This is a genomic window from Chitinophaga sp. (genome assembly GCF_039596455.1).
In the GTDB taxonomy this organism is placed as follows: Bacteria; Bacteroidota; Bacteroidia; order Chitinophagales; family Chitinophagaceae; genus Chitinophaga.
Window position 1 is genome coordinate 1 of record NZ_JBCNJR010000007.1, and the last position, 14,939, is coordinate 14,939.

General features: G+C 55.0%; 8 protein-coding genes. 5 read left to right on the plus strand and 3 right to left on the minus strand.

Features of this window, described 5'->3' with window-relative positions; translation table 11 throughout:
• Positions 1-619: 619 nt before the first annotated feature.
• The 3 genes from ABDW36_RS19385 to ABDW36_RS19395 all read left to right on the plus strand — a co-directional run bounded on the left by ABDW36_RS19385 (position 620) and on the right by ABDW36_RS19395 (position 8,059).
• Positions 620-2,707 carry a polysaccharide lyase family 8 super-sandwich domain-containing protein gene (locus ABDW36_RS19385; RefSeq protein WP_343703573.1) on the plus strand — a complete coding sequence of 696 codons (2,088 nt, stop codon included), beginning with the start codon at positions 620-622 and terminating at the stop codon, positions 2,705-2,707.
• Between the two features lie 295 nt (positions 2,708-3,002).
• Positions 3,003-6,239, plus strand: coding sequence for a SusC/RagA family TonB-linked outer membrane protein (locus ABDW36_RS19390; RefSeq protein ID WP_343703574.1), 3,237 nt, complete (start codon positions 3,003-3,005; stop codon positions 6,237-6,239).
• A 26-nt stretch (positions 6,240-6,265) separates the two neighbouring features.
• Positions 6,266-8,059 carry a RagB/SusD family nutrient uptake outer membrane protein gene (locus tag ABDW36_RS19395; protein ID WP_343703575.1) on the plus strand — a complete coding sequence of 598 codons (1,794 nt, stop codon included), beginning with the start codon at positions 6,266-6,268 and terminating at the stop codon, positions 8,057-8,059.
• A gap of 70 nt (positions 8,060-8,129) precedes the next feature.
• Here the strand turns inward: ABDW36_RS19395 and ABDW36_RS19400 are convergent, their stop codons facing one another.
• From ABDW36_RS19400 to ABDW36_RS19410, 3 genes are all read right to left on the minus strand, one after another.
• The gene (locus ABDW36_RS19400; protein WP_343703576.1) at positions 8,130-10,694 is read right to left on the minus strand and encodes a TonB-dependent receptor; all 2,565 of its coding nucleotides are present in this window, start codon (positions 10,692-10,694) and stop codon (positions 8,130-8,132) included.
• A 184-nt stretch (positions 10,695-10,878) separates the two neighbouring features.
• Positions 10,879-12,228, minus strand: a complete 1,350-nt coding sequence (locus tag ABDW36_RS19405) for a serine hydrolase domain-containing protein (protein ID WP_343703577.1) — start codon at positions 12,226-12,228, stop codon at positions 10,879-10,881.
• Between the two features lie 190 nt (positions 12,229-12,418).
• Entirely contained in the window at positions 12,419-12,991 is a 573-nt protein-coding gene (locus ABDW36_RS19410) for a DUF4256 domain-containing protein (RefSeq protein ID WP_343703578.1), read from the minus strand.
• A gap of 92 nt (positions 12,992-13,083) precedes the next feature.
• Between ABDW36_RS19410 and ABDW36_RS19415 the strand changes: the two genes are divergently transcribed.
• Together ABDW36_RS19415 and ABDW36_RS19420 are read left to right on the plus strand one after the other, a co-directional pair.
• Positions 13,084-13,647 carry a sigma-70 family RNA polymerase sigma factor gene (locus ABDW36_RS19415; RefSeq protein ID WP_343703579.1) on the plus strand — a complete coding sequence of 188 codons (564 nt, stop codon included), beginning with the start codon at positions 13,084-13,086 and terminating at the stop codon, positions 13,645-13,647.
• Between the two features lie 65 nt (positions 13,648-13,712).
• Positions 13,713-14,894: a FecR domain-containing protein gene (locus ABDW36_RS19420; RefSeq protein ID WP_343703580.1), complete on the plus strand. Its 1,182-nt coding sequence runs from the start codon at positions 13,713-13,715 to the stop codon at positions 14,892-14,894.
• Positions 14,895-14,939: the final 45 nt, after the last annotated feature.

A 14,939-nucleotide genomic window follows, 5' to 3' on the forward strand; every position in this document is an offset into this window, starting at 1 on the left:
TTAAAGGCCAAATCATGGATACTACGACGGCCCCTTCTTTTTAATTGATTCATTGGTTTACATTTTTGGGTGTAAACCTATTTTAGGATGTGACCCTGATATTGGTTGACAATGCTCAAGACAGAGCCTGATTCCGGATTACATAGGGGGGTAACAGAAACTGCCTTTCAGGTACCTGGGGGGCCGGCCTGCGGGGGGAGGCTACCGTATTTTGCGCCGTTTAAAGCCCGTTTTTTCCTTGAGGGGAGGCGGGCGGGGGTTCGCCCTCCCAATGGGTTGCCAGCCTTAGGACGGCTTAAAAAGGGGGTTGTATGATGCGTTAACGGCGTCTTCCCACCTCCAAAACGTCATTTTTGCCATCCGGGACCCCGTTTTCAGTCCCGTTTTTTGTATTTAGGTCATAGGGAGTGCGTGGTTTTAAGGGTATAAAAAACAAGCCGGTACAAATCACCGTCCCGTTTCCGGGACTGTTTGCAAATTTCGGCAGTCCCGTTTCCGGGACCGGAACAGTCCTGTTTCCAGGACAGCGGGGTGCCTCCGGGAACAATGATAATTTGCGCTGTAAAAAGCCGGTGAAAAAAATTATTTTGTGACTGCTTGAAAAAAAATTCCACGTATTATGCAAAGACTCGCTACTGCACTGGCCATTGCTTTATTCGTACTGGCATCCTGCTTCAACAGCCACGCGCAAGATATACAGGTTATTAAAACACGCATGGTGGGAGACCTGCTGGAGCCCCCTGTAAACGCCGCAGCCATCACGCAGCTGATGCGCACCATCAAGGCAGACGGCACCTGGCCCAACATCAACTATGAAGATGTTTCCCGTACCGGCTTCCAGCATGCGGAACACCTGGGCAACATGCTGGCGCTGGCCCGTGCCTACAAGAAACCCGGCTCTCCCTTCCTCAATAACGCGGCGGTGAAAAAGACCTTTTCAGCCGCGCTTGATCTCTGGCTGGAGAAAGACTTCCGCTGCCAGAACTGGTGGTGGAACGAAATGGGCACGCCCAGCCAGATGATCAACATTCTGCTGGTGATGGACAGCAGCCTGACGGAAAAACAGCGCGTAGAAGGCCTGCGCATTGCCCGCAGGGCCAACCTGGAAACCTTCGGCGCCCGCCCCGGCGGAGACCTGATGCCTATTGCCGGCATGCTGGGCAAGCAGGCCCTGTTCACCAACAACCCGGATACGCTGCAGCGCGTTATCAGGGTGATGGCGGCGGAGATCAAGACCAGCACCGGCCGCGGCCTCAAGCCGGATATGAGCTTTCATCACCGTACAGACAATGTGATATCCACCCTTACCTATGGCTCCAACTTTGCGGCCTCTTTTGCCTACTGGGCGGCCAAGATACAAGGCACGCAGTTCTCCTTCCCGGAAGAGGCCATGAAGCTGCTGGTGGATTATTACCTGGATGGCATCTGCCAATCGCTCGTGTACGCCACCTATCCGGACCCGGGCGCCATGAACCGGGACGTAAGCCGGAGAAACGCCCTGCGGAAAGAAGGTACCGAAGTGCCGGAAAACCTGCTGGCCGCTACAAAGTACAGGGCCGCCGAACTGGAAAACGTGGTCCGCATCCGCAGGGGAGAGGTGAAGGCTGATCTGACAAGAGACCGGTACTTCTGGTACTCGCACTACTACACCCATCAACGTCCCAATTACTACGCATCTGTGCGCATGCATTCCGCCCGCGCCAATAACATGGAAGAGCCGCATAATGAAGAAGGCATCAAAAACCATCATTATGGAGACGGTTCGTTTTTTATATCGCGCACCGGCCAGGAGTATTTCAATATCTATCCTGTATGGGACTGGCAAAAGATACCGGGGGCTACCATCCTGCAAAAGGCAGACGTACCGCACTGGAAGCAGCTGGCCAAAAAAGGCCGTACACATTTTGCCGGCGGCGTGAGCGATGGTGTGTACGGCGCGGCCGCATTTGATTTTGCCAGCGTGCATGACCCGCTCAAAGCGCACAAGGCCTGGTTCTTTTTTGACAACGAAATTGTTTGCCTGGGCGCAGGCATTCATGCAGACACCGCTCTGCCGGTGCTCACCACCCTCAACCAGTGTTTGCTGAACAAACAGGTGGCGGTGGGTGCAAACAACAAGACCACCACGCTGAAAACGGGTAAACACGCGCTGCAGAACGTTTCCTGGGTGTGGCATGACAGTGTGGCCTATGTATTCCCGCAGCCGGCCGGTGTGAATATCACAAACGGGGAGGCTACGGGCAACTGGCGGCAAATTACCCACCAGGCCTGGGCTACCACCGCCACCGTGCGTGAACATGTGTTTTCCCTCTGGCTGGACCATGGCGTACAGCCGCAAAATGCCAGTTATGCATGGGTGGCCGTGCCAAACACCAGCACGGCGTCTGCCGCGGCGTACAGCAAAAACATGCCGGTGAAAATACTGGCCAATACGCCCGCGTTGCAGGCCGTGCAGCATACCGGCCTGCAAAGAACAGGCGTGGTGTTTTACGAAGCAGGATCTGTGAAGGTCAACGACCGGTTAACGCTGGCGGCCACGCAGCCCTGCATAGTGATGATCAAGGCAGACGGCGCCGCGGTAACCGCGCTGACGGTAGCAGAGCCTACGCAGAAACTGGCGTCCCTGCAACTGAAAGTAAATGACCGTACTATAGCTGTTACATTGCCCACGGGAGCGCAGGCCGGCAGCACTGTAACAGTGCAATAGGCAGGCGGGTGACGGATGGCTGCTGATGCCCGGGGCGCTTGGCTGCTCCGGGCATCAGCGTTTAAGAAAAGACGCTTGTTTGAATACCCTTTTAGGCGTAGATTTGAGATATACCCTATCCGGCAGTTGGCCCTGAAGACAATGCCCCAATGTAACCCTGCCGGACCGGTTTTACGGTTTTTTCCACGTTCCTGAATTTCCAGACCGCGTTATGGATTGTTAATGAATATATAAAGTATTCTTAAGATTCCCGTAAAGCCCGTTCCTCAATTTTACACTTTTAAACTCCTGCCACATGAAATCGAGATCTCTATTCATTGCAGTACTGCTAATGCTGCTCACGCCATCTTTTTTGTTTGCACAACACGTTTTAAAAGGTCTGGTGAGAGATGACCAGGCGAGGCCGCTTGTGGGCGTTACCGTGATTCTCGAGAACAAGGCAACCAAGCTCAGGAAAGGCTTGCAAACCAACGTGGACGGCCGCTTTTCCTTTACAGACCTCCCCGCCGGCAACACTTATTCCCTCCGGATATCTTACGTGGGCTTTGAGACCCGCATCATAGACCCCGTAACCGTAGGCAGCGGCCAGCCGGAGCTGGCGGTAAACCTGGAACCGGCAAAGCTGCTGAAAGACGAGCTGGTAGTGGTGGGCTACTCCACCCAAAAGAAAGCCAACCTTACCGGCGCGGTAGACCAGGTGTCTGGCAAGGTGCTGGAGAACCGCTCCCTGCCTAACCTTTCACAGGGGCTGCAGGGTATGGTGCCCAACCTCAACCTGGTAATGGGAGACGGCAAACCCACACAATCTCCCGCCTTCAACATCAGGGGCAATACGTCTATTGGCCAGGGCGGCAACGCACTGGTGCTGATAGACGGGGTGGAGGGTAACCCCAGCCTCATCAACCCGGCAGACGTGGCCACTGTAACCGTACTGAAAGATGCGGCCTCGGCAGCTATCTACGGGGCGCGCGGCGCTTTCGGCGTAGTGCTGATCACCACCAAGGTACCGGTAGAAGGGAGAACTACCATTACCTACACCGGCAACTACGCCTTCAAATCTCCCGTAGTGCGGCCGCGGTACGTTACCAACGGCTATGAGTTTGCCCGCATCTTCAATGATGCCTGGAGCGCCTGGAACGATTATTCGCAGTTCCCGCAGAACGTGAACAAAACCGTGCGTTTTTCGCAGGAATACCTGGCAGAGCTGAAACGCCGCAACGAAGACCCTTCGCTGCCGAAAGTAGACGTTAACGCCAACGGCGAATATGTGTATTATGATAACACAGACTGGTACGGCCTGCTGTATAAAGACCATACCACCGCCATGGACCACAACGTGGCGGTGAGCGGCGCCACAGACAAGGCGAGTTTCATGATCACCGGCCGCTACTACGGGCAGAAGGGGCTCTTCCGCTTCAATAGTGATGATTACAAGATGTATAACTTCCGCGCCAAAGGCGCCGTGCAGGTATTGCCCTGGCTGCGCGTGGAAAATAACATAGACTATTCCAACATGCTCTACCACAACCCGCTGAACGTAGGGGAGGGAGGCGCCATCTGGCGGAACATTGCGGACGAAGGGCATGAAATGTCACCGCTGCTGAACCCTGACGGCAACCTGTCTTACTCCGCGGCTTATACGGTAGGCGATTTTTATTACGGCAAGAACGGCATCGATTTCGATACCCGCATTCTCCGCAACCGTACTTCCTTTGTAGCGGAGTTCCTGGACAAGAGCCTGCGCATCAAGGGAGATTTCACCGTGCAGGATTTTGACGATAACAGCACCATGACGCGCGTGCCCGTGCCTTACAGCCGCAAACCCGGTGTGGTGGAATATGTAGGCGTGGCCACCAATGACATTGGAGAAACCTACAACGAAACGCAGTACCTGGCGTCTAACCTGTACGCGGAATACGAAAAGCTGCTGGCCAAAAAACACAGCCTCAAGCTGCTGGCCGGCTTCAACTATGAGCAGTCTACCTATAAAGGGCTGAACGCGCAGCGCAACGGCCTTATTTTTGACGATGCGGAAAGCATTAACCTGGCGCTGGGCACCTCCATTACCACCGGCGGGCCGTATGAGCACTGGAATGTACGCGGGGGCTTTTTTCGCGTCAACTATGTGTTTGACGAGCGTTACCTGCTGGAAGTGAACGGCCGGTACGACGGGTCTTCCAAATTCCCCGCCAGCAAGCGGTATGCTTTCTTTCCCTCCGTATCTGCAGGGTGGAGAGTGTCAAGAGAGCCATTCTGGCAAGTGAGCGATAATATTATTTCAGACCTGAAGGTAAGAGGCTCCTATGGTTCGCTGGGCAACGGCGCCATTGCGCCCTATTCTTTTATTGAGCAGTTCAGGATTTCCCAGAGCGGCCGCATGCTGGCCGGCACCCGGCCGCAAACCACCGGGCAGCCCACCGTATTGCCGGATAACCTTACCTGGGAGAAAGCTACCACCACAGACATCGGGCTGGACATCGCCTTCCTCAAAAACCGGCTGCAGGTAAATGCAGACTGGTACCTGCGCAATACAACAGACATGTTCACCGCAGGGCCGCAGCTGCCGAAAGTGTTCGGTACGGACGTGCCCAAGGGCAACTATGCAGACATGCGCACCAAAGGCTGGGAAGTAGTGGCGGCATGGCGGGATGCAGGCATGGTGGCCGGCAAACGCTTCGGCTACGGCATCCGGCTCTCGCTGGCAGATTACCAGGCGGAGATTACCCGCTTCAACAACCCCAACAAGCGGCTGGATGATTACTATGTAGGCCAGAAGCTGGGAGACATCTGGGGGTATGTAACAGATGGCTTCTTCACGAAAGATAATATCAACGAAGCCTCCAAACAGACGCTCATCAAAAGCTCCAATTCCGGCACCACGCTGGTGGGAGACATCAAGTTCCTTGACCTGAACAAAGACGGGGTGATCAACACGGGCGGCAATACCCTGAGCGATCCGGGAGACAGGCGCATCATCGGCAACTCCCAGCCCCGCTATTCCTACGGTGCGCTGTTCGATTTTGACTGGAACAACTTCTTTGCCGGTGTGTTTTTCCAGGGCGTAGGCAAGCAAGACTGGTGGCCCGGCGCGGAGGCAGACGCTTTCTGGGGCCCATACAACAGGCCGTACAACCGCGTGCCCGCGGAAATGGTGAGCGAAATATGGTCTGAAGAAAATCCCAACACCTACTTCCCCCGCCTGAGGGGTTACATTGCCCAGGGCACCGGCCGCTCGCTGAACGTGGCGCAAACAAAGTACCTGCAGAACGTAGCGTACATCCGGCTGAAGAACGTACAGCTGGGGTACAGCATTCCCGCCGCTTTGCTTGACAAGGTGAAGCTCCGCATGGTACGCGTATATGTGTCTGCGGACAATATCTGGACATGGTCTCCCATGTACAGGGTAACGCACAACCTGGACGTGGAGAACATCCTGGGCTCAGACCGCGTGCTGACCAACGGCAGCAACGGTAACGGCAATAACTATCCCATGCTGAAAGGCATCACGTTCGGCCTCAATGTAGGTTTCTAGTTCATCACACCAAATACGAGAACAACATGAAAAAGATCATCCTGTCCATAGCCATCAGCGCAACATTCATTTACGGCTGCAAAAAAATAGACCAGGACCCGAAGGCCACTGCTTCCAAGGAGGCCGTGTTCAGCAGCGAAAAGGGCCTGCAGCTCTATGCCGCATCATTCTACAACAGCCTGCCTGCTGCCAATGACGTAGTAAGGGCGGATAACATGGCAGACTACGCCGCCAGAACAGACGTGCCCACCTTTCTCACGGCCAACGGTTTTTCCTCACAGCAAAGCTCCGGCTGGGATTGGGGCGCGTTGAGAAACATCAACTACTTCATTGAGAACTGCACGCACCCCGCCGTGCCGGATGCAGTGAAGCAGAACTACATCGGCATTGCCCGTTTCTTCAGGGCGGTGTTCTACTTTGAGAAAGTGAAGCGTTTCGGCAATGTGCCCTGGTACGGCAAAACCATCGGCATTTCCGATTCGGCGCAACTGTACAAGAAACAAGACCCCCGCAAGCTGGTGATGGACTCCGTGCTGGCAGACCTTGATTTTGCCATTGCCAACGTCACCAGCACAGACGCCACGCGCAGCATGGTGACCAAATACGTAGCGCTGGCCTTCAAATCCCGCATCTGCCTGTTTGAAGGCACCTTCCGGAAATACCATTCCGCTGCGGGCGGGTTGGCCGAAGGCCTGGGCAATACCGCCAACGAGTGGCTCACGGAAGCGGTGAACGCATCTGCCGCGCTGATCAAAGACGGTGGTTTCAAGCTCAATACTGCCGGCAGTACAGACCTCTCTTACCGCCAGCTGTTCACCAGCCAGCTGCCTGTAACCACGGAAATCATTCTCTCCAACGTATGTGACGCCACACAGAAAGTGCTGAATGATGCCAACTGGTACTGGACATCCGCCACCTACGGTTCCCGCCTGAGCTTCACCCGCACCTTCGTGAACACCTATCTCAAAATAGATGGTACGCCCTTCACCGCCACGCCCGGTTATCAAACCATGCCGTTTGCAGAAGAAGTGAAGAACCGCGACAAGCGCCTGCAGCAAACCATCCGCATGGGCAACTACATGCGCATCAACGGCGGCGCGCCGGAAGCCGCGCCTCCCGTGTTCTCTTACACCTACACGGGTTACCAGCCCATCAAATGGTGCCTGGATGATGTGAAGCTGGACGGCGGCACGCTGAACGACAACTCCATTTCCATCATCCGCTACGCAGAAATACTGCTCAACCTGGCCGAAGCAAAGGCGGAGCTGGGCACGCTCACTGATGCGGACTGGGCGGCCACCATTGGGGCACTGCGCGCAAGGGCGGGCATCACCGGCGGCCTCACCACCAAACCCGTGGTAGCAGATCCATACCTGCAGGCCAATTATTTTAAAGACATTACAGACCCCGCGCTGCTGGAGATCAGGCGTGAACGCGGCATAGAGCTGGCCTGGGAAGGCCTCCGTTTCCCCGACCTTATCCGCTGGAAGCTGGGCAACCTGCTCACCCAGACCTGGAACGGGTTTTATGTGGCGGAGCTGAACAAACCGATGGACCTCAACGGAGACGGGCAAAACGACGTGCTGTTCTACAGCGGCGCCGCGCCGGCGCCCATCAAAGGCGTTACGTTCGTGAACGTATCTCCCACGCTACCTAATGGAAACGTAAACCCGCAAAGGCTGTCTGAAGGCACAAAAGGAGAGATCACCTGGCTGACCAATATTGAGCGGAAATGGGAAGACAAGAAATACCTCTATCCCATACCCTTGTCTGACATGCAGATGAATACCCGGCTAGATCAGAACCCCGGCTGGCAATAAGCCCTGCCTTGTAATGCAAGAGCCGGAAGGATAATCTCCTTCCGGCTCTTTTTATTGGCAAAACAGGCGTTTAGTTGTTGCCCAGGCTGAAGTTGTAACGCAGCGTTACGCCGTATGTCCTGGGGTCTCCCAGCACGCCGGCATAGTGCCCCGCATTGCCGGCCGCCACCAGCAATTGCTCGAAGTAATCCTTGCCGAAGAGGTTGCGCCCCCATACAAACACAGACACGCCTTTGGTGGCGCGGAAGCCGAGCCTGCCGTTGAACAGCGCATAGCCGTCTACGTTAAGATAGGGCGAAGGAGAGGGGCTGGAAGAAAATTGGGAGCGGTAGTAACCGTCCAGTGCCAGGAAGTAGCGGCCGCCCTGGCCGAGGAACTTGCCGCCGGTAGAAGCTTCGCCGCCCAGCGTTACCGTCCAGTCTGAAATACCGGGCAGCTTGCTGCCGGAGATGTCTTTGAAGGCGCTGGGGCCGCCGGTTTCTTCCAGCGGCACGGGCGCGTTCTTGAAAGATTTGTACTTGCCGTCTGTATACGCTACCGCACCAAAGAGCGAGAAGTGATTGTTGAACCGCACGTTACCGTCCAGCTCCACGCCGCGCACCTGTACCTTTTCCGCATTGGCCAGGTAGCCGCGGTTTACGCCCAGCTCGGCCGTTTGCACCTGCGTCTGGAAATCCCTGATGTCTGTATTGTAAACAGCGAGGTTCAGCGTGCTGGAAGCGGTTGGCGTGGTTTTGATGCCTGCTTCGTAATGCTGCACATATTCAGGCTTGATCTCCGCCAGCTCCAGCATGGGTTTGCCGCCGGCGGTAGGCAGGCCGCCCAGGTTGAGGCCTACGGGCTTGTAGTTGGTGGAGAAGGTGGCGTAGGTATTGATGTTGTTATTGGCTTTGTAAGAAACGGTGAGCTGCCCGGAAAGGTTGGTGTTGTCTGTATTGGCAATGAACGCCTGGTCTGTATATACTACCGCTTTCAGCGCCAGCAGGGCGGGGTCTGTGGTTTCAAGGCCGCCGTACGTTTTGCGGTTGAAGTCCACTTTCTTGTCGTCATAATTATACCGCAGGCCCGGCAATACGTGCAGCTTGTCTGTGATGGCCCAGTCCAGCTGGCCGAACACGGCGGCGCTGAGCGTTTGCAGGCGGGAGGTGGTGCGGATGCCGTAGCCTTCCAGCAGTCCGGGTGTTTTCCACAGTTCGCTGGTGGAGTTTTGTGAGAACCGCCATTGCGCGGCGCCTGATTCTTCAATGTGTACAGGGTCTGTTTTAAGGTCTTGCCCTATCACGAACACACCTATTACGCCGCTCAGTTTGGAAGAGAAGTTACCTGCGTAGCGTACTTCCTGAGACCATTGTTTGTGTTTGGAAGTGGCCTGGGAGAGCGTCAGCACAGGCAGGGCGGTAAAGTCGCGGTCGTTAGACGGGTCCCAGTTCCAGTAGCGCCAGGCCGAAGTGGCGGTGAGGGTACCGTTGCCTATCTTGGCATCCAGGTTGAGCGATACGCCGCCCTGGTCGTTACCGGAGCGCCAGGTGGTGTTGTGATCTATCAGCCTGTCAAACGGGTTGCGGCTGGGCAGCTGGTATTTCAGGTCTGCAATGATGGCATCGAATTGCCGGTAATCAGGCCGCTGCGTTTTTACCACACCGGCTACTACCTGCGCGTACCCTTCGGGGCGCTGGCGGGATGCGTCTCCCGTGAGCGTGAGGCTTACGCGGTCAGTAAGCGTATAGAGCAATTGCGCCCGCCCGCCGATGTTGTTGATATCATTCACATACTTCATGGAAGTTACGTTATAGATAGTACCGTCCCGCTGCGTGCCGGAGAAAGACACCCTGCCCGCCAGCTTGCTGCCAATACCACCGGTAATGGAGCCTTTGGCCTGGATGTAGCCATAGTTGCCATAGCTTACTTCCGCGGTGGCGCCGGGCGTGAAGGAAGGTTTGCGGGTGGTGATGTTGAGGGCGCCGGCCGTAGTGTTCTTGCCAAACAGCGTACCCTGCGGGCCGCGCAGCACTTCTATCTGCTCTACGTCTACAAAATCGAACGTAGTGGCTGCGGGGCGGGCATAATACACGCCGTCCAGGTAAAAGCCCACGCCGGGGTCAATGCCGTCATTCGTAAGGCCGAAGGTAGAGCCGAGGCCGCGGATGTTGAGCGTGGTGTTGCGCGGGTTGGAGGAATAGAGCTGCACGGAAGGTATCAGCTCCTTTACGCGGTTCACGTTAAAAGCGCCCGCATCTTCAATAACGCCGCCGCGTACCACGGAAATGGCAATGGGCACGCTCTGAATCTTTTCATTGCGGCGGCGGGCCGTAACAGATACTTCGTTGAGCTGGCGGTTGTCTACCGTCAGAATGATTTCCAGCGTTTGCAGGTTCTGTTCGGTTACCTCCACTTCGCGGGTGGTGAAACCAATAGAGCTGATGGCCAGGCCAATTGGGAAAGGGGCGTAGGTTTGCAGGCTGAACTGGCCCTTGTTGTCTGCAATGGCATGGTTGGTGGAGCCCTTGAGGCTAATGGTGGCGCCGGGAACGGGAGATCCTTTTTCGCCCCTTACAACGCCTTTGATGACTTTTTGTGCAAGTGCGGCGTTGACCAGGAGGGTGGTGAGGAACAGGAGAGAAAGTGCTTTTTTCATGTTGATTATTGTGGATGCTAAGTAATTAGTCTATATAGTCTACCAAATTTGTAGACAAATATAATGCGGGATTTGAACTTTTTATTATTTTTTTCAGAAACGGGCGGGTGAAAAGCATTAAACCCCCGTAAAACGGGGGCTTAATGATCTTGCAATCAGTGGTTTGGGGTGTGGTTGAATGGCGTTACATCTTTTCTTTGGTAAACACCCGTTCCCGGCCGTCCCTGATAATGGTCATCTCGTTTTTCCCGGCGTCAAACCTGAACTCCAGCGGGAAAGACCCGGCTTTGAACCTGTTCTGGCTAACCGGGTCCAGCGGAACAACAGACTTATCCGGCAGCTGAATAAGCAGCTTGCCGCCGTCTCTTGTTACGGTGAATGTTGCAGGCGCTTCCGGGTTGGCGTATACACCAGTATATTTATCCAGCAGGTCTGAACTGACCACTACTGTTTCGAAAGCAGGGACGGTGAAAGGCTGGTCATAATAAATACTGGTAATGCCGTCTATGATATTGCCGACGGGGTATACCTTGGCATTGGTGGCGTAGGCCACTGCCAGCTTTTCTTCCGGCTGGTACATCAGCCATGCGCCGAAATTGTCTATACCGCCCGTATGCCCGTAGAAGGTTTTGTTGTTATAGGTAAAGGTAGCCATGCCCAATTCGTTTTCCTTCATCTGGCGGAGGCTCTCATTTGAAACCAGCTGCAGGCTGAACAGCGCGTTGATGAACCGGGCCAGGTCTGCCGCCGTGGAAAGCAGGGCGCCCGCGCCGCCGGGAATGCTGAGATGGGTTTCTTTTTCCTGCTGCCAGTCTCCCAGGTACTGATATGAAAAACCTTCATTTTTGCTGGTATCCGTATAACCGGTGCCGGCATGGGTATCCTTGAGCCCTGCTTTTGCAGCCACCCTTTCCTGCAAAGCTTCCTCGTAGCTTTTGCCTGTCAGCTTCTCTATGATATAACCCAGCACAATGTAGCCGCTGTTACTGTAGGCATACTGTGTGCCCGGCTCAAAAGCAGGTGTGCCCCTGGCCATCTGCGCCAGTATTTCATCGTGCGTTTTGGGCTTTGTTCTGCCAGACCCGTCCTGGATGCCGGGCATGCCGCTGCGGTGCGCAAGCAAATGCAGCATGGTGACCTTGCCCGCATTCGGAAGCTGCGGGAAGAAGCGGCCGAGCGTATCTGTCAGCTGTAGTTTCCCTTCTTCTACCAGCTGGAGCACCATGGTGGCTGTGAACATTTTCGAGACGGAACCAATGCGGAGCCGTGTGGCGTCGGTCAGCGGTTTCCTGTAAGCGCCGTTCACGTAGCTGTAGCCGATGCTGCGGTGGTACAGGGTATGACCGTCCCTGGAGATGCAGAGGCTCCCCATGGCCTTGTTCTTTTCCGCCAGCCGGTCAAAGAACGCATCCAGCTTGCCTTTGCCGGGCCATTGTGCAAAACCGGCGGAGCATGCCGCCAGCGCCAGCAGGGTGAGGAGGAAGGTTTTAGTGATGGCGCCGCCATACGGGGCGCGAATGTGGTGCGTTCCCATAACTTGAGATTTGGATGAGGTGATGGTTTGTTGTTGCTGCAGTTTCCCTGACCGGCCTGGTGGAATATGTCCGTTACTCCAAAGGTAATGAAAAGTGCTTTGTATTTCAAAGTAAGTGGATGAAAAAATAGTCCGGGGCCCCTGTTGCGAGCCCGGACTATCCAATTTTATTGAGCCGCCGGTGCGGTATTTAGACCCGCAGCGAGCCGCGGAAGCCCCTCACGCCGTAGTATGACTGCGCGCCGTTATGGTATACAAAAACATGGCCGTAGCGGCGGTCACAAAACAGGGCGCCATCCAGCTTCCGGATGTCTGCCGGTGTTTTTATCCAGCTGGAGGTTTTGGTATCGAAGTTGCCCAGTTCCTGCAGCTGCCGGTATTCTTCTTCTGTCAGAAGCTCAATGCCCATGTCTGCGGCCATCTCCACTGCGCTGTTTTCCGGCTTGTGCTCTTTCCTGGCTTCCAGGGCCTCATGGTCGTAGCAAACGTTCCGGCGGCCTTTAGGGGTTTCCGGAGCGCAATCGTAAAAAACGTATTCGCCTGTTTTTTTATCATAAGCAACTACATCCGGTTCCCCGCCGGTTTCTTCCATTTCATAAAGAGACCGCAGTTTTTTTGCACTGGCTTCCAGCTTCTCCTGCACCTTTGCCCATTCAATGCCTTTGTGACGGTGTTTGTTTTTCTCAAAACGCGCCTTCAGAGTTTTGAACAGTTCTTCGCGTTCTGCGGCAGACAATGTTTTTTTACTGCTATTGGCTTTCATTGAGTAGTTATTTGGCTACAAATATATTTGTTTTGCAGATTAATTATTATCTTATCGCTAAATTTGAGGATTATTCAGAAAACTGGCCGTTATTGAATACGCAGTACCATTCTTATACTGACGAGCAGTTATTCTCCTTGCTGCAGGATGGCGACGAGGCCGCTTTCACCGAAATTTACCAGCGCTACTGGAAACTGCTATTTGCAGTAGCCGCCAATAAAACGGGTGTGCTGGCAGATGCCGAAGAAATTGTGCAGGAGATATTTGCCGACCTCTGGAAACGGAGAACGGTGATCAGTATCCGCCATTCTCTGAAAGCCTTTCTGGCCGGCGCCGTTAAATTCCAGGTATACGTTTATTTTGATAAGCAGCACCGCCAGCGTATCTGCCGGCAGGAAGCCGTTCCCGACACCGCGCAGGTAGAGCCGGCTTATGATTACAAGGCGCTGGAAGAGCAGGTGCACCAGGTAACGGCGCAGCTGCCGGAGCGCTGCAGGCTGGTGTATGAGCTCAGCCGCAATGCCGGCCTTACGCATAAAGAAATTGCCCGCACGCTGGATATTTCCGAAAAAACGGTAGAAAACCAGATCACCAAAGCGCTGAAGCACTTACATGCAGCGCTCCGTTCCCTGCTGTCTCTGGTAGGGATCTTATAATTTTTTTTTTTATTGGCATAGGGGGAAGCCCGTCGTTTTCTTACTTATAGGAAAACAAACGCGTTATGGCCGGAAACAACGGGGAAGATCTCGCCTATTATCAGGAGCTTATCCGGAAGCTGATGGACGGATCTATTACATCGTCAGAGCGGCAGCAATTGGAAAACTGGTACAATAAAGGATTGGAAGACCCTGTTCACATACCGGCCGCTTTCGTGGCAGGAGAAGAGGAGCAGGAGAAGCGGCTGCTGGAACAGATCAGGAACAAAGCAGGGTTGCCGGCCGGCAGGCGGGTAGCTATGTGGAGCAACCGCGGCTGGTGGGCCGCCGCAGCGCTGGTGGTTATTGCAGGAACGGCCTTCCTGCTGTACCGTGGCGGTGGCAACGGGGCAAAAAAAGGGCCCGCGCCCATTGTGCAGGATGTACAGGCGCCACGCTCCAACCGCGCTACCATCACCCTGGCAGACGGCTCGCAGCTGGTGCTTGACAGTATGGCCAACGGTACAACGGCGTCTCAGGCGCATGCGCAGCTGGTGAAGCTGGGAGGCGGCCAGGTAGCGTATAAAGACGCAGCGCCGGGCCCCGGAACGGGAGAACCGGTGTACAATACGCTGAACAACCCCCGCGGCAGCCAGGTGGTGACCATTGCGCTGGCAGACGGTTCCCGCGTGTGGCTGAACGCAGGTTCCTCGCTCACCTATCCCGTAGTGTTCAACGGGAAAAAACGCAGCGTGGAGCTGAAGGGAGAAGGGTATTTCGAAGTGGCTAAGCACGCGGGCCAGCAGTTTGTAGTAACGGCACGCGGCGTACAAACAGAAGTACTGGGCACGCATTTTAATATTAATGCTTACGAAGAAGAAGCAGATACCAAAATCACCCTGCTGGAGGGCGCGGTACAGGTACAATTGCCCGGCGCGGCGCAGAAAGGCCCGCATATTTTGAGACCGGGAGAACAGGCATCTGTAACGGCGGCAGGAAAGCTGACCACTACGCGCCCTGAACTGGAGCAGGTAACCGCCTGGAAACAGGGAGACTTCTATTTCAGCGGCGCAGACATTGAGACGGTAATGCGCCAGGCGGCCCGGTGGTATGACCTGGAGGTGGAATACCGCGGCAAAGTGACCGGCACGCTTTCCGGAGATGTTTCCCGGAGCGTCAATGCCTCGGAGCTGTTCCATATGCTGGAGCTGACCGGCCGCGTAGGGTTTGAGATACAGGGAAGAAAAGTGATCGTCATTCCTAAATAAATTCAGAGTATATGCAACATGACCAAAATCAAGTTTATTACGGCG

Excerpts from the sequence above, each read along its gene's own strand:
- ABDW36_RS19405 (WP_343703577.1), bottom strand. The coding sequence starts at position 12,228 with ATGGGAACGCACCACATTCGCGCCCCGTATGGCGGCGCCATCACTAAA.
- ABDW36_RS19385 (WP_343703573.1), top strand. The coding sequence starts at position 620 with ATGCAAAGACTCGCTACTGCACTGGCCATTGCTTTATTCGTACTGGCA.
- ABDW36_RS19395 (WP_343703575.1), top strand. The coding sequence starts at position 6,266 with ATGAAAAAGATCATCCTGTCCATAGCCATCAGCGCAACATTCATTTAC.
- ABDW36_RS19400 (WP_343703576.1), bottom strand. The coding sequence starts at position 10,694 with ATGAAAAAAGCACTTTCTCTCCTGTTCCTCACCACCCTCCTGGTCAAC.
- ABDW36_RS19410 (WP_343703578.1), bottom strand. The coding sequence starts at position 12,991 with ATGAAAGCCAATAGCAGTAAAAAAACATTGTCTGCCGCAGAACGCGAA.
- ABDW36_RS19420 (WP_343703580.1), top strand. The coding sequence starts at position 13,713 with ATGGCCGGAAACAACGGGGAAGATCTCGCCTATTATCAGGAGCTTATC.
- ABDW36_RS19390 (WP_343703574.1), top strand. The coding sequence starts at position 3,003 with ATGAAATCGAGATCTCTATTCATTGCAGTACTGCTAATGCTGCTCACG.